The organism is Schlesneria paludicola DSM 18645 (assembly GCF_000255655.1).
Taxonomy (GTDB): domain Bacteria; phylum Planctomycetota; class Planctomycetia; order Planctomycetales; family Planctomycetaceae; genus Schlesneria; species Schlesneria paludicola.
Genome location: NZ_JH636436.1, coordinates 272995 through 298278 on the forward strand (window position 1 = coordinate 272995; position 25284 = coordinate 298278).

At 56.7% G+C, this 25284-nt stretch carries 16 protein-coding genes; 10 read left to right on the top strand and 6 right to left on the bottom strand.

The genetic code is table 11. The annotated features are described in order from the left end of the window. The first annotated feature begins 448 nt into the window (after positions 1–448). The 6 genes from OSO_RS46255 (at position 449) to OSO_RS0134260 (ending at position 12125) form a co-directional block, all read left to right on the top strand. Positions 449–1645, top strand: a complete 1197-nt coding sequence (locus OSO_RS46255; RefSeq protein ID WP_010587359.1) for a THUMP domain-containing class I SAM-dependent RNA methyltransferase — start codon at positions 449–451, stop codon at positions 1643–1645. 500 nt (positions 1646–2145) lie between these two features. Next, on the top strand, positions 2146–3261 hold the full coding sequence (locus tag OSO_RS0134235) for a hypothetical protein (protein ID WP_010587360.1): 1116 nt from the start codon (positions 2146–2148) through the stop codon (positions 3259–3261). A 440-nt stretch (positions 3262–3701) separates the two neighbouring features. Then, on the top strand, positions 3702–5186 hold the full coding sequence (locus tag OSO_RS0134245) for an MdtA/MuxA family multidrug efflux RND transporter periplasmic adaptor subunit (RefSeq protein ID WP_157605864.1): 1485 nt from the start codon (positions 3702–3704) through the stop codon (positions 5184–5186). Then, positions 5183–8338, top strand: coding sequence for an MdtB/MuxB family multidrug efflux RND transporter permease subunit (locus OSO_RS0134250; RefSeq protein WP_010587362.1), 3156 nt, complete (start codon positions 5183–5185; stop codon positions 8336–8338). The genes OSO_RS0134245 and OSO_RS0134250 overlap by 4 nt, the downstream gene beginning before the upstream one ends. After that, positions 8335–11490 (top strand): multidrug efflux RND transporter permease subunit, encoded by a 3156-nt coding sequence (locus OSO_RS0134255; protein WP_010587363.1) that lies wholly within the window; start codon positions 8335–8337, stop codon positions 11488–11490. The genes OSO_RS0134250 and OSO_RS0134255 overlap by 4 nt, the downstream gene beginning before the upstream one ends. 38 nt (positions 11491–11528) lie before the next feature. After that, the gene (locus OSO_RS0134260; RefSeq protein WP_010587364.1) at positions 11529–12125 is read left to right on the top strand and encodes a Uma2 family endonuclease; all 597 of its coding nucleotides are present in this window, start codon (positions 11529–11531) and stop codon (positions 12123–12125) included. A 59-nt stretch (positions 12126–12184) separates the two neighbouring features. Here the strand turns inward: OSO_RS0134260 and OSO_RS0134265 are convergent, their stop codons facing one another. The 3 genes from OSO_RS0134265 to OSO_RS0134280 all read right to left on the bottom strand — a co-directional run bounded on the left by OSO_RS0134265 (position 12185) and on the right by OSO_RS0134280 (position 14758). After that, positions 12185–12754, bottom strand: coding sequence for a cob(I)yrinic acid a,c-diamide adenosyltransferase (locus OSO_RS0134265; RefSeq protein ID WP_010587365.1), 570 nt, complete (start codon positions 12752–12754; stop codon positions 12185–12187). Between the two features lie 425 nt (positions 12755–13179). Next, positions 13180–14514 carry a cyanophycinase gene (locus OSO_RS0134275; RefSeq protein WP_010587367.1) on the bottom strand — a complete coding sequence of 445 codons (1335 nt, stop codon included), beginning with the start codon at positions 14512–14514 and terminating at the stop codon, positions 13180–13182. Positions 14515–14557: 43 nt separating this feature from the next. Next, the gene (locus tag OSO_RS0134280) at positions 14558–14758 is read right to left on the bottom strand and encodes a hypothetical protein (protein WP_010587368.1); all 201 of its coding nucleotides are present in this window, start codon (positions 14756–14758) and stop codon (positions 14558–14560) included. A 221-nt stretch (positions 14759–14979) separates the two neighbouring features. Here OSO_RS0134280 and OSO_RS0134290 point away from each other — a divergent pair, with 221 nt between their 5' ends. Beyond that, the gene (locus OSO_RS0134290; RefSeq protein ID WP_157605867.1) at positions 14980–15552 is read left to right on the top strand and encodes a hypothetical protein; all 573 of its coding nucleotides are present in this window, start codon (positions 14980–14982) and stop codon (positions 15550–15552) included. Positions 15553–15588: 36 nt separating this feature from the next. Then, positions 15589–16128 carry a DUF309 domain-containing protein gene (locus tag OSO_RS48975; RefSeq protein ID WP_050986270.1) on the top strand — a complete coding sequence of 180 codons (540 nt, stop codon included), beginning with the start codon at positions 15589–15591 and terminating at the stop codon, positions 16126–16128. Positions 16129–16267: 139 nt separating this feature from the next. Here OSO_RS48975 and OSO_RS0134300 read toward each other — a convergent pair whose 3' ends face one another. After that, entirely contained in the window at positions 16268–19312 is a 3045-nt protein-coding gene (locus OSO_RS0134300) for a WD40 repeat domain-containing protein (RefSeq protein ID WP_010587372.1), read from the bottom strand. A 515-nt stretch (positions 19313–19827) separates the two neighbouring features. On the opposite strand from OSO_RS0134300, the gene OSO_RS0134315 reads away from it, so the two are divergent. Continuing rightward, the gene (locus OSO_RS0134315) at positions 19828–20151 is read left to right on the top strand and encodes a DUF6793 family protein (RefSeq protein WP_010587374.1); all 324 of its coding nucleotides are present in this window, start codon (positions 19828–19830) and stop codon (positions 20149–20151) included. A 120-nt stretch (positions 20152–20271) separates the two neighbouring features. Here OSO_RS0134315 and OSO_RS0134320 read toward each other — a convergent pair whose 3' ends face one another. Continuing rightward, positions 20272–21279, bottom strand: a complete 1008-nt coding sequence (locus tag OSO_RS0134320) for a DUF1559 domain-containing protein (RefSeq protein WP_029247776.1) — start codon at positions 21277–21279, stop codon at positions 20272–20274. Positions 21280–22158: 879 nt separating this feature from the next. Between OSO_RS0134320 and OSO_RS46265 the strand changes: the two genes are divergently transcribed. Further along, the gene (locus tag OSO_RS46265) at positions 22159–24375 is read left to right on the top strand and encodes a redoxin family protein (RefSeq protein ID WP_050986271.1); all 2217 of its coding nucleotides are present in this window, start codon (positions 22159–22161) and stop codon (positions 24373–24375) included. A gap of 49 nt (positions 24376–24424) precedes the next feature. Here OSO_RS46265 and OSO_RS0134345 read toward each other — a convergent pair whose 3' ends face one another. Further along, a complete protein-coding gene (locus tag OSO_RS0134345) occupies positions 24425–25123 on the bottom strand; it encodes a hypothetical protein (RefSeq protein ID WP_010587377.1) in 699 nt (232 codons plus the stop codon). Between the last annotated feature and the right edge of the window lie 161 nt (positions 25124–25284).

Sequence of the window (25284 nt, forward strand, 5' to 3'; positions counted from 1 at the left end):
TGGATGAGGCGATTCCACATTCGCCCCAACCTCTTAGGACAGTTATAGTATACGCCGAAACATTCTTGTCGGCGAGACGCTTTCCGATTGTGAATCACGCCTGGCCCACGATTTTGTGACGGAATGGCATCCTGGGCCGGATTCCCGTTCAAAATGACTGTCACATTCCGTCCGACGGCCTGTCTTTCTTTTTTTCGCCGGGGATGAAAGTCGAGTACAATCCGTTTCAGGGATCGAATTTCGGCTCACGACAACCGATAAACGTCGCGGGTTCGAAGATGGTTCACGGTGGTCCAGAGAATCGCCGCGCTTTTTTGAGTGGTTTCGGCCGCCCCGTGAACACGTTAGTCTGTAGATGAAATGGCCAAAGTGGTCTCTCTTGTCGGATGCGTGCCCCGCTCTGACGTCTCGCGTTCTATTTTTGTGATTTTTGCTCATGACTCGTCGGATGGAATTGATTGCTACGTCTGCCTTTGGCCTGGAAGCGGTCGTCGCGCGCGAACTGCAGGAACTCGGGTACACCGAACAAAAGGTCGAAGATGGCCGAGTGACGTTTATCGGAGACGAATTGGCGATCTGTCGATGCAACTTATGGTTACGTGCGGCGGACCGCGTGCTGGTGAAAATCGGCCAGTTTCACGCTCCTGATTTTGGGGCGTTGTTCGATCAAGTCGAGAATCTGCCATGGCATGAATGGTTGCCGGTGGATGCCAAGTTCCCGGTGTCGGGGAAATCGGTCCGGTCCAACCTGCACCACGAACCCACGATTCAGTCGGTGACGAAAAAAGCGATCGTGGAGAGCCTAAAACGGAACTACCAGCGGCACTGGTTTCAAGAAATCGGAACCGAGTATCAGATCGAAGTCTCGCTGTTAAAGGATGAGGCCCTGCTGTCGATCGACACCTCGGGCGTCGGTCTGCACAAGCGTGGTTACCGGGCAAACTCGGGCATGGCACCGCTGCGTGAGACGACCGCCGCGGCGTTGGTGCTCTTGAGTTATTGGAATCGCGAGCGGCCGTTTCTCGATCCATTCTGCGGGTCAGGGACGATTGCCATTGAGGCGGCGATGATTGGGCGGAATCGGGCACCGGGAATGAGCCGCGGTTTTCTGTGTGAACAGTGGTCGCAACTGACGCGCGCCCATTGGAAGCAGGCACGGGAAGAGGCGCGCGACAAGGCACTCGGGAAGCCGACACTGTCACTACTGGCAAGCGACATCGACGAAAACGTATTGCGGATCGCACAGTCGAACGCGATTGAAGCGGGGATCGGCAGCGACATTGATTTCAAAAAGATGGACGTTTTGGAACTGAAGACGGCGCTGGAATATGGCTGCGTCATCACGAACCCACCGTACGGTGAACGGCTGGGCGACGATGAATCGGCCGCCGCGATCTATGACGACATGGCGGATGCCTTTGGACCACTGAGTACATGGTCGATTTACGTTCTGACCTCGCATCCGGGATTTGAACGGTACTTCAAGCGTCGCGCGAACCGGAAGCGAAAGTTGTACAACGGTCGGATCGAGTGCCATTTCTATCAGTATCTGGGACCACGGCCGCCGTGGGAGAAGCCTCGTGATGTGACGAGTGCCGATGAAGCGGATTCAGACGCCGGTGACGTGACGGATTCGGACGGTTGAGACGAGCATAGATCGCGTCCGTGTTTTTGGTGGACATTGTCGTCAACGTGGTCCACGAATCCGTTGGCGAACACCCTGATTTGTGTGCCACTGGCGATGTCCGTGTCCGACGAGCATTGTTTCGTCGTGGGGCAATGAAGATCGCCGAGAAACCATTCGATCGTGGTTCGGTCTGAAAGACGAAAGTCGTTTGCTTCCCCACTGACGGTGTTTTTCGTTTTCGTATCGACTGCCACTGGCACACAAGAAATCCTGCCGAAATCCTGCTGGTGTTTTGAATGGTTTGCCTTGAAAAGGCAGGGAGGTTTATTGGAGTTGGACTCCAATTTTTATCACCTCAATTTTTCCTGAAATCGATGTCCCACCCTTATCGGGGTTGCGACGATCGAATCATAATGTGCTGATCCGAAACTCGTCTGATCCACATTTTGACGCGATTCGCCAGTCAGCTCGTGTTTCGAGTTGAATAAGAATGTGGACTAAGAAACCAGGAGCCTGCCATGAATGTTCGCGCCATCGTCAAATCTGCGACGGTTCTGATCGTTGCCTTTGCCTCGGTTCCATGGGCCGTTGCTGCCGACTGGGGTCTGAAAGAAGGAAATCCGGGGATCAAATCTGTGGGCGCTCTGGCGTTCGGTCCTGATGGAATTCTGTTCGTCGGCGATTCCAAGTCGGCGGCCATTTTCGCCATCGGGACGGGTGACACCAAGGTCGATCCGTCGCACAAGCGAATCGACCTTCCGGGCCTCAACAAGCAAGTGGCCACGCTGTTGGGAACCGTGCCTGCTCAGGTGACCGTCAACGACCTGGCCACCAATCCGCTGAATGGTCATGTCTATCTGTCGGTCACCAAGGGTACGGGGGCCGAGGCGACACCCGCGATCGTGCGGATCGGGGAAGGGGCCAAGTTGACGGAAGTCTCGCTGACTAAAGTTCCGTTCCAGAAAGTCGTGCTGCCGGATGCGCCAGAAGACAAAGAGATCGCTCGAGGCAACCGGAAATCGAATCCTCGCGACGATTCGATCACGGACCTGGCATACGCCGAAGGCAAAGTGTTTGCGTCGGGTTTGGCTGCGGGAAGTTCGCCTTCCAGTGTCCATCAGATTCCATTCCCCTTTGCTGAAGGTCTGACGGGCACCAGTGTCGAGATCTTCCACGGGGCGCATGGCCGTGTCGAAGATTATGCCGCGATTCGCACGTTCGTCCCGATGACCATCAATGGTGAACCCAGTTTGCTGGCCGGTTTCGTTTGCACGCCGCTGGTACGGTTTCCCATTAGCAATCTGAAGTCGTCGGAAAAGACGCGCGGAACGACGGTGGCGGAATTGGGAAATCGCAACAAGCCGCTGGACATGATCGCGTACAAGAAAGAGGGCAAAGATTTTCTCTTGCTTTCGAATTCCGCGCGCGGCGTGATGAAGATTAGCACCGAGAATATTGCGCGACCCGAGGGGATTACGGAACCGGTTAAGGATGGTAATACTGCCGGTCAGGCGTATGAGACGATCAAAGATCTGGACGGGACCGTCCAGCTTGATCGCTTGGGTGAAGATCACATTGTGGTGATCGTTCAGACCGAGGGCGTTCAAGACTTGAAGACGGTTCCCCTTCCTTGATGCCACTTGCTTGATGCTGCCATCTCGTCGACATCGGTGTGTATTCACTTTGCCTTAAGGCTCGATGTCTACCATTCTCGCGTTCCTCCACCACCTGGATGAGCTGTCCCGGTGGTGGAGGGGGCCATTCGCCGCTGGGCGATTGACCGTCGCGCCGCGAAGGTGTGTCGGCGCGTCGTGTTGGGCCAAGGCAGGTGAGTGAACCTTTACTCGAGATGAAAAGCCGAGAAGGCACGCGCAAAAATCGCTCCGATCGACAATTCTTTCCTGTGGGAACTGTCGAATTCGACACAAATGAGACTCCGGGCTTGTGTGTGTGAAATCCATGTTCGATCATATGTTGTTCGAACGCTTGATCTGGTGCTGATCAGAAATTCTGACACCGTCGCAGCGCCGTGGCCAAGACCCGACTGACGGGATTGCAACGATCGAGGGACATCTTGTCGATACAACAGAAACCGGCTGCGAAGCCCAGCCCCACCACCGATGAAAGCAATGGACGTGCCGTTTCGTCGGTCAACGGTGTGCACGTTACTGAAGCGAAGCCTGCCGTCAGTCCTTCGGCGTCTTCGTCGGGATACGGCTGGCTGATCTGGATCGTCTTGATCGGTGGGACTGCAGGAGGATGGTACACACGAGAGCAATGGCTGCCGTATGTCGGGCCCTATGTTGGCTTGGACAACAAGCCGCCTGCGAAGCCACCCGTCCGCGTGATTCCCGTGGTCACGGCAAAGGTTGTTCAGAAGGACATGCAGGTCTATATCAACGGCCTGGGCACCGTGACTGCGTTCAAGACAGTGACGATTCGCAGTCGCGTCGAAGGTGAACTGGTGAAGGTTGCCTTCACGGAAGGGCAGATCGTCAGAGAGGGGGATCTGCTGGCAGAAATTGACCGACGCCCGTTTGATGTCCAGCTCCAGCAGGCGGAAGGACAACTGGCACGCGATGAAGCGACGCTCAAGGCGGCCGATTTTACCTTCAAGCGTTACGAAGAACTGCAGGCTCAAAAGGCCATCGCGGCGCAACAGGTCGACGATCAACGTTCCATTGTTCAGCAGACGACGGGGGCGATTCAATCGGATCGAGCCACCGTCGCCAATGCGAAGCTGCAACTCGACTATTGTCATATCACCGCTCCGATCAGCGGTCGTATTGGGCTGCGGCTGGTCGATCAGGGCAATATCGTGCGTGCAAATGATCCGAACGGCATCGCCGTGATCACTCAGTTGCAACCCATCGCCTTGGTCTTCACGATTCCTCAGGACGATATTTCTCGCGTGCAGAAGGCCAATCGTGACGATCAACCGCTGGTCGTCACCGCCTTTGATCGCAACTTCAAGACCAAACTGGCGCTAGGAAAACTGTCCGCCATCGATAACCAAGTCGATGCAACCACAGGCACGGTTCGATTGAAAGCCGTATTCGACAACGAAGACGGCCTGCTGTTTCCGAATCAATTCGTCAATGCGCGGCTGTTGGTCGATACCAAGAAAGACGCGATTGTCGTTCCAACGGCCGCCGTGCAGCGTGGGCCGAATTTCTCGTTCGTCTATGTCGTTCAAGAAGACGAGACGGTCGAACTGCGGAACGTCACAGTTGGAATGAGCGAAGGGGCCGAATCCGCGATCGAATCTGGTTTAGCACCTGGAGAAGTGGTCGTTACGGAAGGTCTTGATAAGCTGCAAAAAGGTACGAAGATCACGACGAGCAGTGGTGAGCAAAGCAAGGACGGGAAAGGCAAAGGCGAGAAGGGGCAAGACTCAAAGTCGAAGGGTGATCACAAAAAAGGTGATCCCACGAACGACAAACATCGTAAAGACGCGGGGCAAGATCCTGCTCCTTCCGGGAAGAGTTCTTCGACGGAAAGCCGTCCCGCGGAAGCCGCCAAATCGACCCATCCGGCCGCTAAAAAGAGCGAGTCATGAATCCGTCTCGTCCGTTCATTTTGCGGCCGGTGGCGACAGTCTTATTCATGGTCGCCATTTTGCTGTCAGGGATGATCGCGTATCGCGAACTGCCTGTGTCGGCATTGCCGCAAGTCGATTACCCCACGATCCAGGTCGTGACGTTCTATCCGGGTGCGGGGCCGGACGTGATGACGTCCTCTGTGACCGCGCCGCTGGAACGTCAGTTCGGTCAGGTTCCCGGCCTGGCGCAGATGACCTCGTCGAGTTCTGAAGGTTGCTCGGTCATTACGCTTCAGTTCGCGCTGGAGCTGAACATTGATGTCGCGGCGCAGCAGGTTCAGGCGGCGATTAATGTGGCGTCGACCTTTCTGCCGCGTGATTTGCCCAACCCGCCGATTTATACGAAGACCAATCCGGCCGATTCTCCGATCTTGACGTTGGCATTGTCATCGGACACCTTGCCGTTGTCGAAAGTGGAAGACCTGGCGGATACGCGTCTGGCTCAGAAGATTTCGCAATTGAGCGGCGTGGGGATGGTCAGCATCAGCGGTGGTCAGAAACCGGCGATCCGCATTCAGACCAATCCGACCTCACTGTCGGCACTCGGGCTGAACATGGAAGACCTGCGAACTGCCCTGTCACTGGCCAACGTGAATCAGGCCAAAGGCAGTTTTGATGGTGGGCGGCAGGCCTACACGATCGGTGCGAACGATCAGTTGCTGACGAGCGAGCAATATCGGCAGCTCATCATCGCCTATCGGAACGGCGCACCGGTGAAACTGGTTGAAGTGGCGGATGTCATCGACAGCGCCGAGAATGTTCGTCAGGCAGCATGGATGAACGATACGCCCGCCGTAATCCTGAACATTCAGCGTCAACCCGGTGCGAACATCATCGAAGTCGTGGATCGCGTCAAAGCCCTATTGCCGCAGCTTCGAGAATCTTTGCCGGCGGCGATCAAGACCGAGATTCTGACGGACCGCACGATCACGATTCGCGCGTCGGTTGAAGACGTGCAATACGAATTGCTGATGACGATTGCACTGGTTGTGTTCGTGATCTTCGTCTTCCTGCGGAATTTTTCGGCGACGGTGATTCCCAGCGTCGCGGTGCCGCTGTCGTTGATCGGCACGTTCGGGGTGATGTATCTGCTCGACTACAGCCTGAACAACTTGACGTTGATGGCGCTCACGATTTCCACCGGCTTTGTGGTCGACGACGCAATCGTCATGGTGGAAAACATCATGCGGTACATTGAAGAAGGCGAGCCACCGCTTGAAGCGGCACTGAAAGGAGCCGAGCAGATCGGTTTCACGATCGTCTCGCTAAGTGTCTCACTGATTGCGGTGTTGATTCCGCTGCTATTCATGGGGGATATCGTCGGTCGCTTGTTTCGCGAATTTGCCGTGACGCTCAGTGTGACGATTCTGCTCTCGGCCGTGGTCTCGTTGACACTCACTCCGATGATGTGTGCCAAGCTGTTGCGGCATCAACCGGCCGCCCAGCAAAGCGCGTTGTTCCGCGCGTCAGAATGGGCGTTTGAGTCGGTGATCTGGCTGTATGGCCAAACGTTGACTTGGGTGTTGCGGCATCAGACGCTGACCCAGTTTGTTTCAATCGTGACTCTGGTGGCCACGGTGTATCTTTACACGATTGTGCCGAAGGGGTTCTTTCCCGTGCAGGATACGGGTGTGATTCTGGGGATCTCTGAAGCCCCGCAGGATATCTCGTTCGAGGCCATGGCGACGCGGCAGTTGGAATTGAATCGGGCGATCCTGGAAGATCCCGCCGTTGAAAGTTTGTCGAGTTTTATCGGGATCGACGGCACGAACATCACGATGAACAGCGGCAGGATTCAGATCAATCTGAAACCGCTGGAAGAACGTCATATCAGCGCATCGGAAGTGATCACGCGACTGCAGCCGCACTTAGCCAAGGTGCCAGGAATCACGCTCTTCATGCAGCCGATTCAGGACCTGACCGTGGAAACACGCGTCAGTCGTACGCAATATCAGTACAGTCTTGAGGATCCCGATACGAAAGAGTTGGGTGAATGGGCCCCGAAGTTTGTGAGCAAGTTACAAACACTGCCGCAACTGCGTGATGTGACCAGTGACCAGCAGAATGCCGGGTTGCAGGCGCGCGTCGTCATTGATCGTGACACCGCATCGCGGCTGGGGATCACACCGCAGGTGATTGATGACGCCATGTACGATGCGTTCGGCCAGCGGCAAATTTCGATCATGTTCACGCAGCTCAATCAGTACCGCCTGGTGCTGGAGGTGAAGCCGGAGTTCAAGAATGATCCCCGCGACTTGAAAGAGATTTACATCCGTTCGCCCGAAGGCGGCATGGTGCCGCTGAACAGCTTCACGCGTCTGGAGTACGACAAGGCGCCACTGTCCATCAATCACCAGGGGCAATTTCCGGTCGTCACGGTGTCGTTCAATCTGGCGCCCGGGGTGGCACTGGGTGACGCGGTGGAAGCGATCGCCACGGCGCGTCACGAATTGAATATGCCCCCCAGTATTGCAGCGGCGTTTCAGGGAACGGCCCAGGCCTTTCAGGCCTCATTGAAAAATACGCCGTTGCTGATTCTGGCCGCGCTCGTCACGGTCTATATCGTGCTGGGCGTCTTGTACGAAAGCTACATCCATCCGATCACCATCTTGTCGACGTTGCCTTCGGCGGGCGTCGGAGCCCTGCTGGCGCTGCTCTTGTGTCGTCACGACCTGAGCGTGATTGCGCTGATCGGGATCATTCTGCTGATTGGGATCGTGAAGAAGAACGCGATCATGATGATCGACTTTGCGCTCGACGCACAGCGGAATCAGGGGATGTCGCCGCATGAGGCGATCTATCAGGCCTGTCTGCTGCGGTTCCGACCGATCATGATGACGACGATGGCGGCGCTGCTGGGGGCCGTTCCTCTGGCGATGGGAACGGGTGTTGGTTCCGAATTGCGACGTCCCCTGGGGATTACCATCATTGGGGGTTTGATCTTCAGTCAGCTTCTGACGCTCTACACAACCCCGGTGATCTATTTGTGGTTCGACTGGCTGGCGACGCGGATCGGTTTCGATACGTCCGCGGGCGTGCTGCACGATGATCCCGAATCGTCGCTCAATCAACCGGAACCGGTTCATCACGAACGTGAGGACGGCCCATGAGCCTTTCGTCACCTTTCGTCCATCGACCTGTCGGGACGACGCTGCTGACGGTGGCGATCACACTGGCCGGAATTCTAGGGTATCTGTTACTACCGGTGTCGCCGTTGCCGCAGGTCGATTTCCCGTCGATCAGTGTGACGGCGAACTTACCGGGCGCCAGTCCCGAAACCATGGCATCGGCGGTGGCAACGCCGCTGGAACGGCAGTTCGGTCGAATTGCGGGCATTTCCGAGATGACGTCCGCCAGTTCGCTGGGCACGACCTCGATCACGATGCAGTTCGATCTTGATCGCGATATTAATGCCGCCGCGCGCGACGTTCAGGCGGCGATCAATGCGGCGCGCGGCCAGTTGCCGACGAACCTGCCCAACAATCCTTCGTACCGAAAGGTGAATCCCGCGGATTCCCCCATTTTGATTCTGGCTTTGACGTCGGACACCTATACGCGAGCACAGCTTTATGACGCAGCGGCGACGATTCTGCAGCAGCGGTTGGCTCAAGTGCCGGGTGTCGGTCAAGTCGCGGTTGGCGGTGGTTCCGCCCCCGCAGTTCGCGTCGATTTGAATCCGACCGTGCTCAATCACTTTGGAATTGGGCTGGAGGATATTCGCACGGTCCTGGGGACCGCCAACGCGAATCGTCCGAAAGGTTCGATCTCTGATGAACGGCAAACCTGGACGATCACCTCGACCGACCAACTGATGACGGCGGCGGAGTACGAGTCGCTGATCGTGGTCTATCGCAACGGTGCACCCGTCCGTCTAGCGGACATCGCGACGGTGACGGATTCCGTCGAAGATGTTCGCGCCTATGGGATCTCGGTCGAGAAAGTCGATGACAAGGTCGTGGCGAAACCATCGATTACGATCATTGTCTACCGGCAACCGGGGGCCAATATCATCGCGACGGTGGACCGGATCGTCGCACTGTTGCCGCAACTCGATGCGCAGATCCCGGCCGACATGTCCTTGTCCGTGGCGATGGACCGGACAGGAACGATTCGTGCATCGCTGCACGATGTGCAGTTCACGCTGCTGATTTCGATCGGTCTGGTGATTCTGGTGGTGTTCGCGTTCTTGCGTGATCTGCGAGCCACGTTGATCCCGACGGTCGCCGTTCCGGTTTCGCTGATTGGGACATTCGGCGTGATGTATCTGGCGGGGTACAGTCTGGACAACTTGTCGCTGATGGCACTGACGATCGCCACCGGGTTCGTCGTCGACGACGCGATCGTCGTGATTGAAAATATCTCTCGGCATCTTGAAGAGGGGGTGGCGCCCTTACCGGCGGCCCTGCAGGGAGCCAAAGAAATCGGTTTTACGGTGCTCTCGATCAGCGTGTCGCTGGTGGCGGTGTTTATCCCGATTCTGTTGATGAATGGGATTGTCGGCCGCTTGTTTCGAGAATTTGCGGTCACGCTATCGGTGGCCATCGCCGTCTCGATGGTCATTTCCCTGACGACCACTCCGATGATGTGCGCGGTGCTCTTGAAGTCCGCGAAGGACCAGCGTCGCGGTCGCCTTTATCAATTCACCGAGCGCATCTTCGACGGAATTCTTGCGGCCTATGAATACACCTTAAAGATCGTTTTGCGACATCAACGGATCACGATGCTGGTCACGCTGTCGACGATCGGCTTTACGGTCTATCTCTATATCATCATTCCGAAAGGGTTCTTTCCTCAGCAGGACACGGGCCGAATCTCTGCCAGCTTGACTGCAGACCAGGATGTGTCGTTCAAATCGATGTCACTTTTGCTGAAGCAGTTTTCCGAGACGGTCGGCGAAGATCCCGCCGTGAGCGGTTTGATTGGATTTGCTGGAGGCTCGAATAGCGGCGCTTCGAACTCGGGCCGCATGTTTATTACGTTAAAGCCGCTGAGCGAACGACGATTGAAGGCCGATGATGTCATTGCGAGGATTCGCAAGAAGGCGGCGCGCATTCCGGGGGCACAGCTCTACATGCAGCCCGTTCAGGATCTGCGGATCGGTGGACGCGCGAGTAGTGCGCAGTATCAGTACACCTTGCGTGGTGACAATCTGGAGGAGCTAACCCATTGGAGCAACAAGTTGCTGCGAGCCATGCGTGACATTCCAGGTTTGGTCGACGCGAACACCGATCAACAGAACAAGGGTCTGCAGACACGACTGGCGGTTGACCGCGACACGGCGGCACGGCTGGGCATCAATATGTCGACGATCGATAACACGCTGTACGACGCCTTTGGTCAAAGGCAAGTTTCGACCATTTATAAGCCGCTGAATCAGTATCATGTGGTGATGCAGGTCGAGTCCGAGTTCTCACAGAATCCGGATTCGATGCGGCATATCTTTTTGCGTGGTGCCGCCGATGCGCAGATTCCGCTGAGTACCCTCTACCGGCAATCGTCGGCGAACTCGGCACTGAGTGCGAATCACTCGGGGCAATTTCCGTCCGTGACGCTCTCGTTCAATTTAACCGTGGGCACGTCCCTGGGAGATGTCGTTCCGAAGATTGAGCAAGCGGCGGTGGACCTGGGAATCCCAGAGAATATCCAAGGGAAATTTCAGGGAACGGCGCAGGCCTTCCAAGATTCGCTTCGGAATCAGCCGCTGCTGATTCTGGCCGCGCTCGTCACGGTCTATATCGTGCTAGGGATCTTGTACGAAAGTTACATCCACCCGATCACGATTCTGTCGACATTGCCCTCGGCCGGGGTTGGTGCACTCTTGGCGCTCATGATTTGCAAAACCGAACTGAGCGTGATGGCGATGATCGGGATTCTGCTTCTGATCGGGATCGTGAAGAAGAATGCGATCATGATGATCGACTTTGCGATTGAAGCCGAACGCAATCACGGACGGAGTCCGGAAGATGCCATCTTTGAAGCCTGCATTTTGCGGTTCCGTCCGATCACGATGACGACGATGGCCGCATTGCTGGGCGGCTTGCCGCTGGCGTTGGGACAGGGTGATGGGGCGGAACTGCGGACTCCTTTGGGCATCGCCATTGTGGGCGGTCTGATTTTCAGCCAGATGCTAACGCTGTACACGACCCCCGTCGTTTATCTCTACCTCGATTGGCTCTGTTTGTGGTGTGAACGAGTTCGATTCGGCGGCCCGCGACCAGCACCGGTTTCTCAACAGACTGGCGTGAATTTGCCAACGGCCTAGAATCCCCCCTGATCGAACGCGCTCAACGGGGAAAGGTCATGTCGACGTCGGAAAACTTGATAACGCTGGAACAGTACGAAGAACGATTGCTGGACGGCGATCGCTGGATCGAGTTGGCGGAAGGTCGGTTGATCCGGCTGAATCCTCCTGACGACGCCCATGGTGATGTCGTTCGCAACCTGTCACGGGCACTCGCCACGTTTCTCAAGAAGTCGCCCGACACCTATGCGTGCTTCGAATTGCCGCTTATTCTGCAGCGGGAACCCGCCTTGGTGCGTTGCCCTGCGATCTCGTGCTTTCGATTCGTCGCAGGTGGCCGCTTTGCGGAAACGGATAAGCTGCTGACGGAGACTCGGCCCGTCTTGATCATCGAAGTGGCGTCGACCAACGAACGCCGGGAAGCGATGTCAACTCGCGTCAAAGCGTATCTCGCGTGGGGTGTCGAAGTCGTCTGGGTGGTTGATCCGGTGACGCGGCACGTCCATTTGTTTCGGGGGGGGCTCTCGGGCGATATGTTGAAAGAGCCACAAGTGCTGGTGGGTTTCCCGGTCTTACCCGGATTTGCCATTCCCGTCTCGGACCTTTTCCGCCAGCCAGACTGGGTCAAAACAAAGCCCGATCCGTTCGACGAATAGGGGCGCCGTCGCTCTGCTCTGACAGGGTGGGAAGCATCGCGCGGGGCCGTTGGCCAATGCTATCGATTGGCCCCGGGGACCCACAGGACGTCTCGCTGCCCATTGTCATTGGCGCACCGTGCCAGCACGAACAGCAGGTCGGACAGTCGATTGAGATAGATCATGACATGGGGGTTGATTCGTTCGCTGGCCATCAGGCGAACGACCTCAATCTCAGCCCGTCGGCAGATCGTGCGAGCCACATGCAGGCGGGCGGAAACAACTGATCCTCCTGGAAGAATGAAGCTTTTGAGCGGCTGCAGTTTCTCATTTGCCTGGTCGATGGATTGTTCGAGGTACGTGACCTGTTCGGCCGTCACGCGCAAGGGTTCGTAACCGAGCGGTTTATCCGATTCGGGGATGCACAGATCGGCTCCGACATCGAACAGGTCATTCTGAATTCGTTGCAGCAGATTTGCGAATTCGATGACAGGTGCGTCCGCCAGGACACAGCCCAGATTCGAGTTGAGTTCATCCACCGTACCGTACGCAATGATCCGCTGGTCGCTTTTCGAGACGCGACGGCCGTCCCCCAGAGATGTTTCGCCCGTGTCGCCTGTCTTGGTGTAGATGCGGTTCAGATAGACCATGTGAAACTGCCGTTGAGAAAGATGTGTCAAAGACCAATAGTCGCGATGCCGGGGAGTCGACTCAAACGAAAACGGTTGCGACTTCGATTGAATGAGGCGAAAGAATGATGGGAACGGCGATCATAACCGGGCGATGACATCGAAGGCCCGTCCTCGCTACGATGGATTTTCTGGTTTGTTTGTGTGCCACTGGCGATGCCAGTGCCCAATTCGTATTGACCGGTAGCAGGACAATGAAGGATGTCGATCGACACTTTCAGCAAGTGTCTGATCAGAAAGTGACTTGTCGTCCGATTCCCAATCAACGGTGTTCCTCAGTCCTGAATCCACTGGCGCTGGCAAAGCCAGTGGCACACAACAGATCGCGAAAGCAGGTTCGTATTGCGGCTTCTGTCATCGTTGAAAATCCTTCACATCGCTGCCCATCAGTCCTCGCGGTCGTACAGCGGACCGGTGATCTTGATAGGACGGATATCCAGCCGCATATTGACCACGGTGAAGTCGTCTCCGCCGTAGATTTCGGTGTACCAGGCGACCGTTTCTTCGTCGCGTGTGAATTTGAATTCGAATCCATCGACGGGCTGTTTCTTCGCGGCGTGACCATCGAAAGCCAGGCCGATCGCTACGGGGCTGACGGTTTCCATCAAATTGCCCATCAAGTCGATCACGGTCGTGTTACTGAGGATATCAGTGGCAAACAGGGGTCGCCGCAGGGCTGGACGAAAATCGGGCGAGTTCGGGTCAAGCTTTTCGTCGTCGAGTTTTTCCTGGGCGGGCATCACCTCGCGCGTTTTCAGATCGAAGCGATCACCTCGGTCGAGATAGGTCAGCCGGGCATTCTTGAGATTGAAACGGGGTTGTGACGGGTCTCGTTCGGCACGCGACAGATCCAGCACGAGGGCTCCCTTATAGCCGATGACGCGGACATCTTTTCCGTTCGTCACAATGATGGCGGAATTCTCGTCGACGCCGATTCCATACTTGAATCCCTGGTCTTCCATCGCGACCAGCGTTCGGGCAAATCGACCACGAACGAACAGGTGTTGATCGACGAACCATTCGTCATCGATGAACCCCAGCCCGCGATCGATTTCTTCACCCCAGCGGACACCATTTTGCATTGTCCCGAGCACCGACTCGGCATCGCGGTACATGACGCGACTCATGACGGCCGCGCCGGCACTTGTACCCGCGATCACGCCGCCCTTACGGTACACTTCCCACATCGCGTCGAGCATCGGAGTGTGCTGGCCACTGGGCGTGTAAAGGGCTTTGACGATTTTGTCCTGTTCGCCCCCGATCAAGAAGATGCCTGTTGCTTCACGGACTTGTGCGACCAGATCGGGATCGGAGACGGCATCTTGTGGTGCGATCGGAACTTTTCGCCACGCCACGGGGACGAGGAACGCGTCGGCACCGGACTTATTGAGTGCCGAGATGACCCATCCGCCTTTTTTCACGGGATCGCCGCTGGCCGTGGGGAAGACGGCAATTCGCGAGCCGGGACCGCCGGCCAGTTCGACAATTTCGTCCCAGTATTCGCGTTGATTGAATCGCTCGGACCCGCCGATGATGACCAGCGAGCCCTGCTTTGATTCCGTTGCGGACGGGCCGTTCTCTGCAGACGCACCAGACAAGAATGAGATGCCGCAGAGTAGAGCCAGCAGAACCGGTGGCCAAAGGCGGATCGCGGTCTGTGAAGAGTCAGAAGATTTCGTCGACCGTATGATGCTGATACTCCTGAGACGACAGCGGCGCATGACTCGTCACTTCCGTGTGAACCGCAACTCAAATTCGGTCTGATCAATCCAGACGCATGACTTTGACGAGCGTCTTGTCATCGCGAAATCTTCGGGCGGTCGGGATTGAACGGCCTTGCCGAAACCCCGGGGCTTCCAGCGCTTTGTTCATCCAGTCCCGGCCACCCGACTCGTCTTTTTCGTCCTGACAAAAGTACTCGTCGCGAAAGAGTCGCGATCGGATGCCACTCTTTCGGACAATCACCGTCCGTCCTTGGCGAATCCATCATTCCCCAAGGTCCGCAATTATACGCGAATCTTGGCAGAGTCGACCACACTGGATCGTCCGATCTGGAAACTGTTTCAGGCTTTGACTTTGATTTCGACACCTGAAATACTCGTGAACTGGCGGACACTCTTATTGACGTTCGAACCGTCGAGCATCTGGTTTGCGAATCGATTTCGAGATTTGCTCGGAGGATGACGATGTCTGATTCGACATCAAGCACTGCACCCGCTGCGATCGCACCGGCGGTGTTGTCTGACAACAATCGAACGGAAGCCGGTTCACGCGAGCGACGTTCCTCATCCATGCGACTGAGTTTTCTTGGATTGGTCCTGGCGGTCGTTGGGCTCGGCCTGGCCGTGATTCCGAGTCTGGCGACTGAACGTGTACTGCCCAATCCGTTCGAATCGAAGGAAGAGGCGAAGCGACGAATTGACGGTCCACCGGCGAAGGCTGGTGGCATCACAGTTCGAGTGAAGAATTTTTCGATCAATTTCTTTGGCAAGGATGTGAAAGAACCGGCGCCCGCGCAGCCGCCTCTGGCATTCACCAACGATCCTGTGCGGTGGCTGATGATTGTAGGTTGCGTGCTGGCACTCGTCAGCCTCGTCATTGCCTCGGTGGCGCATCGTCAAGAACGACACGGTTTCATGACGTTTACGGCAATGAGTTGCTCCGTCGTGGCGCTCACTTGGCAATTTCTGGTTTTTGGCATCATGCTTGGGGTGGCCGCCGCGATCCTCTTTCTGTTGATCGCGGCCTTGAATCGGTAGTTACAGGCAGGCTCTGCTGCAGTCATTTTGATGGTCATGATGCTCGAACGCTACCTTCCAGAAATCGCCATGCCTGCGTATGCCTTTGTGCCGGCGCGTCATCCTCATCCCGTGACCGACGCACGAGGGCATAGTTTTGGACGGACGGCCGTGCCGGTGTCCCCGTTGGATACCCATCAGCCATTCCGATCCACGGAGTACCTGCATGCCATCGACCTCTTCAATGCCGGCTACTATTGGGAAGCACATGAAGAGTGGGAAGGTTTGTGGGTTGCCGCAGGGCGGGCTGGGGTCGCCGGAAATTTTCTGAAAGGGTTGATCAAACTTGCCGCGGCGGGGGTCAAGTCACGCGAAGGCCAAGGCGGGGGCGTTAAACGCCATGCGAAGCGCGCTGGAGAATTGTTCCGAATCACGCGCGCGAATCTGCCTGAGGGCCAAGCGGTCTATGCAGGCCTGACATTGGACAATTTGGTTCAAGTGGCTACGGAACTGGAATCGCATCCGATCATCGATGATTCGTTTTCCGTCGGGGGACAACCCGTGCTGTGCATTCGGCTGACACTGACGGCTTCGTAGCCGGTCGCGGTCAGAGTGGGAACAGGCCTGCTGCTTGGTCAGAACGAAAATACGCGTCGGGTGGCCGGACGAGCGAGGCGCTGGCCACTTCGGGTTACGTCAGTTCCCACGGTTGAAATGGGACGCCGGGCAAGCCCGTTCAGCGACTGGTTGCGTCTGACCCTGCCGATTCGGGCGAGGATGGACCGAGAACTTCCCACAGTTTGACGGTCTTGTCATCGCAGCCTGATGCCAGCCAGCGTCCGTTCGGTGTGAACGCAATCGCGCGGACGATTCCTTCCTGGGGCAGGCTTTGCAGTTCGATTCCGCTGACGGCATCCCAGATTCGGATCGAGCGATCGACTGATCCGGTCGCGATCAACTTACCGTTGCTCGAGAACGCCACCGTTTCGATCTTGTTACGATGGCCTCGCAAGGTGAACAGGAATGTCCCTTGCGTGGCCTCATAGATCCGGGCCGTACCATCGGCACTGGCGGTGGCGATCTTGGAACCATCGTGCGAGTACACCGCCTGCTGGATCGTGCCGGAATGTCCTTTCAGTTGCAGCACTTCTTTACCCGATTCCATGTCCCATAGCCGCGCCGTGCGGTCATAACTGCCGCTCAGCAATCGTTTGCCATCGGGAGAAAACGCGATGGAGTAGACGAAGTCGGAGTGACCCGAAAAGGATTTGACTTCTTTGTTGGTGGTTGCGTCCCACAACTTCACGTCGCGATCGAGCGACGCCGTGGCGAAGTACTTTCCATTGGGGGAGCAAGCGACGCCGGCAATCTTAGCTCGATGTCCACGCACTTCTTTGAGTTGTTTGGCATTGGATGCGTCGATCATTCTGAGGAAATTGTCGGCGAAATTGCCGATCGCGATTCGCTTTTCATCGTGCGAGAACGCGACGCCGGAAACACCGAACTTGAAGTCATCACCTTTCCACAACCGCTGTCGTTCGGTGACATCCCATAGCTGCAGGGAGCCTGCGGTTCGGTACAGGCCCGTTCCAACCGCCAACCGCTTGGTGTCGCGCGTGAATGCCAGGCTCAGGATGGGTTGTTCCATTTTCAGGACGATTGGGTCCAATGCATTCACGACCTCGACGGGTTTCGAATCACCCATCGCTTCGACGCTTCTTGTTGAAGGAGCGGCCGCCGCCGCTGCGGCTGCCGATTTGGATTTCCAGCGTGTCAACGACTTGTCGACGCTGCCCCCGACGAGTTCGTGTGTGTCGGGTGCAAAGGCCAACGATGTGATCGCATCGGAGGGACCGCGTAAACCTTGACGCTCTTTTCCGGTGACGGGATCATAAAGTTTGACTGTGCCATCGAACGCGCCCGCGGCCAAGGTTCTGCCGCCGTGGGAAAACGCGAGGCACCAGAACATCACACCCTCGGTTCCCGTCATGGTCGCACGTTCTGTCCAGTCATCGGTCTTCCACAATTTCACGGTGGCGTCTTCGCTGGCGGTGGCGACTGTCGTGCCATCGGGGGAACATGCCACTGCACGGACGGCCGCGGTGTGACCCTTCAACGTGGCGACGGGTTGCAGATCGGCAAGCTGCCAGACGATGGCCGTGCGATCGGCACTTCCAGAAATCAGGTACTGACCGTTTGGTGTAAAGGTGACGGATCGTACGCCGGCGGTGTGCGCCGACAGATTTGCCAGTTCCTTTCCATCCGCGATATTCCAGAGCCGAGCCGTCTTGTCGTAGCTGCCTGTGGCGAGCTTGAGCCCGTCGGGCGAGAACGCCACGGAAAACACCCAGTTGGTGTGGCCCGTGAACTCGGCAATCTCTGCACCCGAGGCAACGTTCCAGACCTTGACCGACTTATCGAAACTGCCCGCGGCGATCAGTTGGCTGTCCTGGCTGAACGTCACACAGGCCGCGACGTCGCTGAACGCTTCGATTTCACGCGCGACGGTCCCATCGCTTGAATTGCGAATGGAAATGCGTCCGTCCTCGCGGGCCAATGCAATCCAGCGACCGTCATTCGAATAGGCCAGTGCCTGGATCGCTTCAGCTTCGGGCGCATCGTTGACGGACGGCGTCGCCGGTTGCCCGGCGGTCGTATCTTTGGTGGCGATACTGGAGGTCATGGATTGATAGTCGAATTTCGCCGATTCGGCTTTCTTTTCGACGTCCCACAGATGAGCTGTCCCTTCGCGAGTGATCGAGGCGAGCCACGCACCACTGGGTGAGATCGCGACAAATTTGGCACCGGAATTGTCGCCTCCCAGATCCGCCAGGAGTTCTTTCTTCTCGCCATCCCAGACTTTGAACTCACGCTCGTTCGATGTGGCAAGGCGATTGCCATCGTGTGAGATCGCGACCGATCGGATGCCTTTTTTGTGCCCTTTGAGGACGCTGACTTCCTTACCCTGGGATGTATCCCAAGTGCGTATTGAGGCGTCCCATCCGACGGACGTCAGTCGAGTTCCATCTGCGGAGAATGCGGCTGCTTCGATGAGTTCTTTGTGCCCGGTCAACGTGTGCAGTGTTTCGCCCGCGAGAACGTCAAAGAGGCACAAGCCATCACGGTCTTTGGTTGGGACCCCCGCCGCCAGCAGTTGCGCATCCTTAGTGAATGCGAGAGCCAACAGGGATGACGAATCGGGTTCAAGCGTTTTCAGAAATTTCTTCTCTGGCGCGTTCCAGATGCGTACCGACTTGTCGACTGTGCTGGCCAGGGCCAGTTGAGTTCCATCCAATGACCAGGCGATGGCGTTTGTGCGCGCCACTGGGCCCGGAAGGATCTGTCCGACTTCACCCGTACTGGTGTCGAGTAGTTTGACTCCCGATTGCGGTTCTGCTGGACCGATGGCCAACCATTTTCCATCGGGTGAGAATGCGGCCACCAGGATTCGTGCGGGTTGTTCGTAGTGGAAGAGCGGCTTCATTTCGCCCACGCTCCACAGCGTAATCTCACCCTTTGTCGATGTTTTTTCGGCCACGGCGATCGTGGCGAGAATCGTGTTGTCGGGCGAGAAAATCGCGGAGCCCCATCCGACCGGAACGGTTGGCGCCTGACGCTGATTCATGGCGTTGTTCGGTTGAGCCCGTTCGATGTCCACGAAATCGATCGGCTCGGCAGGGGCCGGAGTCGTGTCTGAATCGTCCGCGATCCCTGGCACAGAGCTCGCGAACAAGACGATGAATAGGGAAAAGAAGTGGTGCAAGCGGAATTGGCGAATCATGGTTCATGCTCCTCGCCGAGATGTAGACGTTTTGTCTCTCTATTATGTCGATGATGCCAGAATCCCGCCAGCACGGAAGTGGTGACGGTCTGGGATTTTACCGGATTTGAATTTGAATGAGAGTGAAGTCGGAATGTAGGCGTGGGTCAAGTGACGGGCGTCGGCGGGTGGTTATGATCCGATTTTCGTCGTCGGTCGATCGTCGCTCTTTGGTGCGATTCCTGATTGCGGACGAATTCGAAGTGATGAATTGTTGGACGCTGGCGGAATGACGTCGGTATACTCAATGCGAATTGAAATGACGGGGACTGGTTCCGCCGATTCTCAAACGCGGACGAAAGCTGACGGTGCGAAGGTGCCCATTCCCTGGATTTCACGACGATCCGTTTCCTCTGTTCGAGGAGGCCCCATCATTTGCCGATCCGGCACAGTTCTGACGCAAGCGAATCCGGTTGATCTCGTTCATCCGACGTTGCCGTTCACATCTTTCTCTCTCTGAATTACGAGGTGCTTTCATGGCTCTGTTTGAGATTGAAACTGACGCTCACATCATGATCGCCTGGGCCGATGATCAAGCGGGTGCCGAGGCGATTACGCGGCGCAGCTATCCCGAAGACCACATCAAGCGCGTCGCCAAACGCCCGCATGACGTCTGGGTCATCTCGAAACGATTGCTGGGAATTGAAGGCACGGGCGAACCCTGCGACAAGGCCCGCGACTGCCTTAGCCGATCCAGTGGCGACAAAGTCCACGCGATCCGCCTTTATATGCAAGATACTGGCACGGATCTGCATGAAGCCCAGCGCGTCATCGAAACGAATATGTCGCTCGGTTGGTAAGTCATCGATCCCTGCGGAGCGTTCTCCTCAATCCCGCAGAGGCGTCCCTTTCACCGGCCCGGGTCAAAGGCTGCCAGCGGCGGCCCACGGCCCGGGATTGGGCCGTCGACATAATCGACTTCAGAATTCACCAAGGACTTCGCTGCCAGCGCGGGTGCTGAGGGCTCGCCAGAGAGAATTGTCGATGTTTTCGTTGATGGTTCGCACCGTGCCGTCCATCAACGCCGCGTTGACGCAACCGGTGTGGTAGCTGCGCGACGTGACAGCGGCGTAGGAGGGCGCGGCGGGCAGTGTTCCTTCTTGCCAACTGTTGTAGTCGCACTGATCGTAGGTGACGCCCCCCACCACGCAGGTGACTTTCGCATTTGGATTCAGAACCGTGGTGAAACCGGAATGGTGAACCTGTCCATTCGCCCATTCCGTATGCTCGGTGTTTTTGGCATTGCCGCCGGTGGCGGTCATGAAGCTGGCGATCACCGCGGGAGCCGTGGCGGCCGGGGGAATCGTCACCGGTGTCGGGGGCACATTCCGATGGTAGGGGCTCCAGGCTTTGACTTCAGAGACCATCAGCGTGTTGCTGCTGCCGTCGCTGACTTGTGCAAAAGTGATCTTGGCGTTCGGATAGAACAAGCCATCGCCGCCCTGACGCGTCGTCGGGTCGAAGACGAACCAGGTGCCATAGTTCACGCCATAGGTTGTCGGACACAACTTCGGTGACGTGTCGTCTCGCGTGGTCCCAGCCTTTGCGTCACTCGGGCAGACGTACGTGGGAATACGAAGGCCATCAATGGCCATTTGACCGCTCCACCCCTTGCTCAGGTCCACCAGATTGGCAAGGTTTCCCTGTTCGAGATACGGCAGAATGCGACCGTGGACCGACCATGAACTGCTCGCCACATTCGCGAGTAAGGTTGCGCTGGGAGGGATTTGCAGGTAGGTGTCGGCGTAGTTGTGGATCGCCAGACCAATCTGCTTCAGATTGTTTTTGCATTGAATTCGCCGTGCCGCCTCGCGCGCCTGTTGCACGGCTGGCAAGAGCAGCGCGATCAGAATCGCAATGATGGCGATGACCACCAGCAACTCGATCAAAGTAAAACCACGCCTTGGCGAACAAACCCTTCGCGGCATTCAACGCTTCCTGAAATATCAAAGACTTGGCGAGATTGGTGAGAGATTGAGGTCAGCGCCTTAAGCAAACGCCATTCCGGATATTAAGAGTTCGTAATGTTTGTGCATGGGCTCTGCGTGTGGCGTTGGCTGGCCTTGAGCGACTGGAGGGCGTTTTCGACATCACATCCGTCGATCCTATCAAGCCGTGTTACCGTCAGGGGAGTTTCAATCGATGGAGCCATTCGCCGATCCACACCGTTTCGAGACTCAGACGGTGTTGGGGAAAGATTCCGCATCACGATGAAAACTTCCCCGTTCAGAAGGTCGATCCAACCCAATTTAATTAACTTTGCAAACCAACTCGGTTCAGTTTTCTCGCGGAGACAACGGCGATGGACGTCCTTGGTACTTGGCGAGCGATCCAGGCTTTTTTGAGGTTTGACGTGACTTGAAGGGGTGCCGCGGGTGGGATTCTTTCAACTGCCGCCGTCGCTGTCGGCTCCGGGCTTAACGAAGCAACTCGAATTCAATGACGAATATTCGGGATGAACGGACAATTGTCCGTTTGCGAGGAAACTGTGAAAAAGCGCAATCTACCCCGAACTTACTCGCATTCCCGCCCGCAATTAGGGTAGTCTTAAGAAACGGAAAGTTTTACCGATCTGATCTTCAGAAGGTCACTCGTCCGTCGGGTCTGATGGTGCCGGTTGCGGGCAATTCCATCGTGATCTGATTCATCTCGAAATCGCTGGTTCAACAGCGGCACACAACTCAAATTTCGCTGGTAGAGGCCTGGTCATGGCTGCGTTTTAACCTTTGAGCATTCTCGGCTCACGATACGTGTCTTCTATTCTCACAGGTCATCGGCGACTTCGAATTTAGATAGGACGGCGGCGTTTGGATTCGACAACACGGCATGGAAGTGTGGCTGGCGAGCGACTCGAAACCGTCTTCTCTTCCCAAACCACAATGACGGAGACGTCGTCTCGCGGCTCGTTGAATCAGTCATCGGCGTGGGTGATTTGCCTGCTGCGATGGATGGGTTGCGCCCTGCTGGCTTCGGGCGGGTTCGTCTCGAACTCGGTGGAAGTGCAGGCGGGCGAGAAGCGGGCCAAGCAGGCCTTTGACGTCGAAAAACGCTTCAAGGAACTCGACCGAAACCGTGACGGGAAGGTCAGCCGCGACGAGTTTCCCCAAACCGAACTGTTTAACCTGGTGGATGCGAATCGGGATGGACAGATCACGTTGATCGAGGCCCGCGAACGCGCCCAGGATCTCGCAAGATCTAAATCCATCCCGACCGGTGAATCCACCGATGCGACGGCAAAGTCACTCGATGAGGTGCCGATTCGCCAGCGGTTCAAACGCCTGAAACCGGCAGAATGCGGCGTCGGCCGGATCGTGTCCGACGTGTCGTTTCAGAGCATTGATGGTGCGACGCATCATCTGGCGGAGTACAAGTCGCAACGCGTGATCGTCGTGGTGGCGACAAGTGCCAGTTGTCCGCTGAGCAAACGTTACTTGCCCACGCTTGCCCGATTGGAGCGGACCTATACGAAGGATGTTCTGTTTATCTTCGCGAACTCAACGCCGACGGACTCGGTCGAGTCGGCACGCGAACTCGTCAAGACACATGCTCTCAAGGGCCCTTATGTGCTCGACGCCGACGCGAAACTGCTGTCCGCCGTCGGGGCGAAATCGACCACCGATTGCTTCGTGCTCGATGCGGCACTGACCTTGCGATACCGGGGAGCCGTCGATGACCAGTACGGCTTGGGCTATGCACTGGCGCAGCCCAAGCAGGCACTGCTCGGCGACGCCATCGATGCCGTGCTGGCGGGACATACACCGCAGATCGAAGCGACAGACGCTCCTGGCTGCTTGCTCAACAAACGCGGTCCAGCGACTGCCTCAACATCGCAAGTCAGCCTGAAGTTGCCGGTCGCGGCGGGCACACACACGTATCACAATCGCATCTCGCGGATTGTCCAGAACAATTGTATCGAGTGTCATCGCGCCGGCGGGGCCGCACCGTTTTCGTTGACGAGTCCTGACGATGTGGCGACGCGCGCGACGATGATCGAAAAGGTGGTCAGCGAAGGCACGATGCCACCCTGGTTCGCGGCTCCTTCGCGCAAAGGGGCCGAGACCAATTGGCTCAACGATCGGTCCCTGGTCGAAGCCGACAAGGCGGACCTGACGGCCTGGCTTAACAATGGCCAGCCACTGGGTGACCCGGCCGATGCCCCAATTCCGCGTGTGTTCTCGAACGATTGGCAGATTGGTGTGCCGGACGCCATCGTACAGTTGCCAGCGGCCGTCAACGTTCCCGCCGAGGGCGTCATGCCGTATCAGGTGGTCACGGTGGCAACCGATTTCGGCGAGGACAAATGGTTGCAAGGGTTCGAGATTCGCCCGACGGCACGCGATGTCGTGCATCACATCGGCGTCTTCGTCGAAGCGGGCACCGATCCCGAAAAACGCGCGAACGAGGCCGAGGATCTCGGTGAATATTTGGCCTTATACGTGCCCGGCAACGGGCATGAGATTTTTCCCGCAGGACTGGCGAAGTTCTTGCCGAAAGGATCTCGATTGCGATTCAAACTGCACTACACGCCGAACGGCACCGTCACCAAGGATCAGACGCAACTTGCATTCATTTTTGCCAAAGAGCCACCTCAGTACGAGCTGCATGTGACCGGCGTCACGAATCAGGGGATCAAAATTCCGGCGGGGGCTGGCAACCACAAAGAGTCGGGTTGGCGGCGTTTCAAGGATGACATTCAGATCCTGTCGTTCATGCCCCACATGCACGTGCGTGGAAAAGCCTTCCGGTACGAAATGATTTCCAGCAGCGGCAATTCGACGACGTTGCTGGATGTTCCTCGTTTCGATTTCAACTGGCAATTGGCCTACCGGGCGGCGACGCCGATCACCCTGAAAAAAGGCGTGCGGATTGTCGGAACAGGCTGGTTCGACAACAGCGACCAGAACCCGGCGAATCCCGATCCGACAAAACCCGTTGTCTGGGGTGCGCAATCCTTCGACGAAATGCTGATCGGCTACTTCGAATACATCGTTCCCAGCGAACGTCTATCGGCTGCAAAACGATAGACATTCGTAATGTGTCCAATGTCGATAGGTCCTGATACCTGCAAACCGATCACTTGGTGGAGGGCGGGGCGACGCGTGCACCGACTCGTTCAAGCTGGTTTCCGACTTTTTCGAAGCCCAAGCCCACTTCATCGACGACATAGCCTGTCCCTTCGATGAGATTGCCTGAGATCGCCCGTGATTCTCTCGCGATTTGAGCGGTGGTTGCTTTCATCCGGTGTTCCGTCCGAGCTGCGGCATGTTCCAGATTGTCGGCGGTGGCTCGCAAAAAGTATCCGGCCCGCCGGACTTCCTTTTTCTCCCAGGCTTCTGTCGCCTTGACGTACTGTGACTCTGAGAGCGCATGCATCGCGCGGGCAGTGGCCAGGTCGAGTTCTTCGACGGATTTCATGGTCCCAATTTCAATTGTATGGGCGGCATGTTCCAGTTCATGTTCCGCATGAATCAACCGGCGTTTCATACGTTCTGTGCCACTCGTGGCCTCGATTCGAAAGTGGACCGCCGCCTTGCGAAGTTCTGCTGCAGCGGTTTTGGCATCCAGCATCAGGAAGGCTTCTCGAGCTCGACCGATATGAAGACCAGGTTCATCCGACATCAAATACCAGCGGTCTTCTTCAATCACCACGAATCCGGCGGGGGCCTGTGGCTGATTCGTGGCTGTGTCGCCTTGGTCAGACTTGGCGGTGGAAGTCAGGGCCAAAACGACAAGGAGCCATGCAAACAGAGAGATCATGGAACGGAGAGGCATGTTGTTCTTCCTTAAACGGCTCAACGAGGACGGGTCTGCGACAACGCCAAACCAAGACGCGGACGAATCGATTAAAATCACGAGAGTTGTTCCAGTGACGCTCGAGAAATGGCTTGCTGGTCATCGGAGGAGTTTCTCGTATCGCTGATTTCAATCACGTG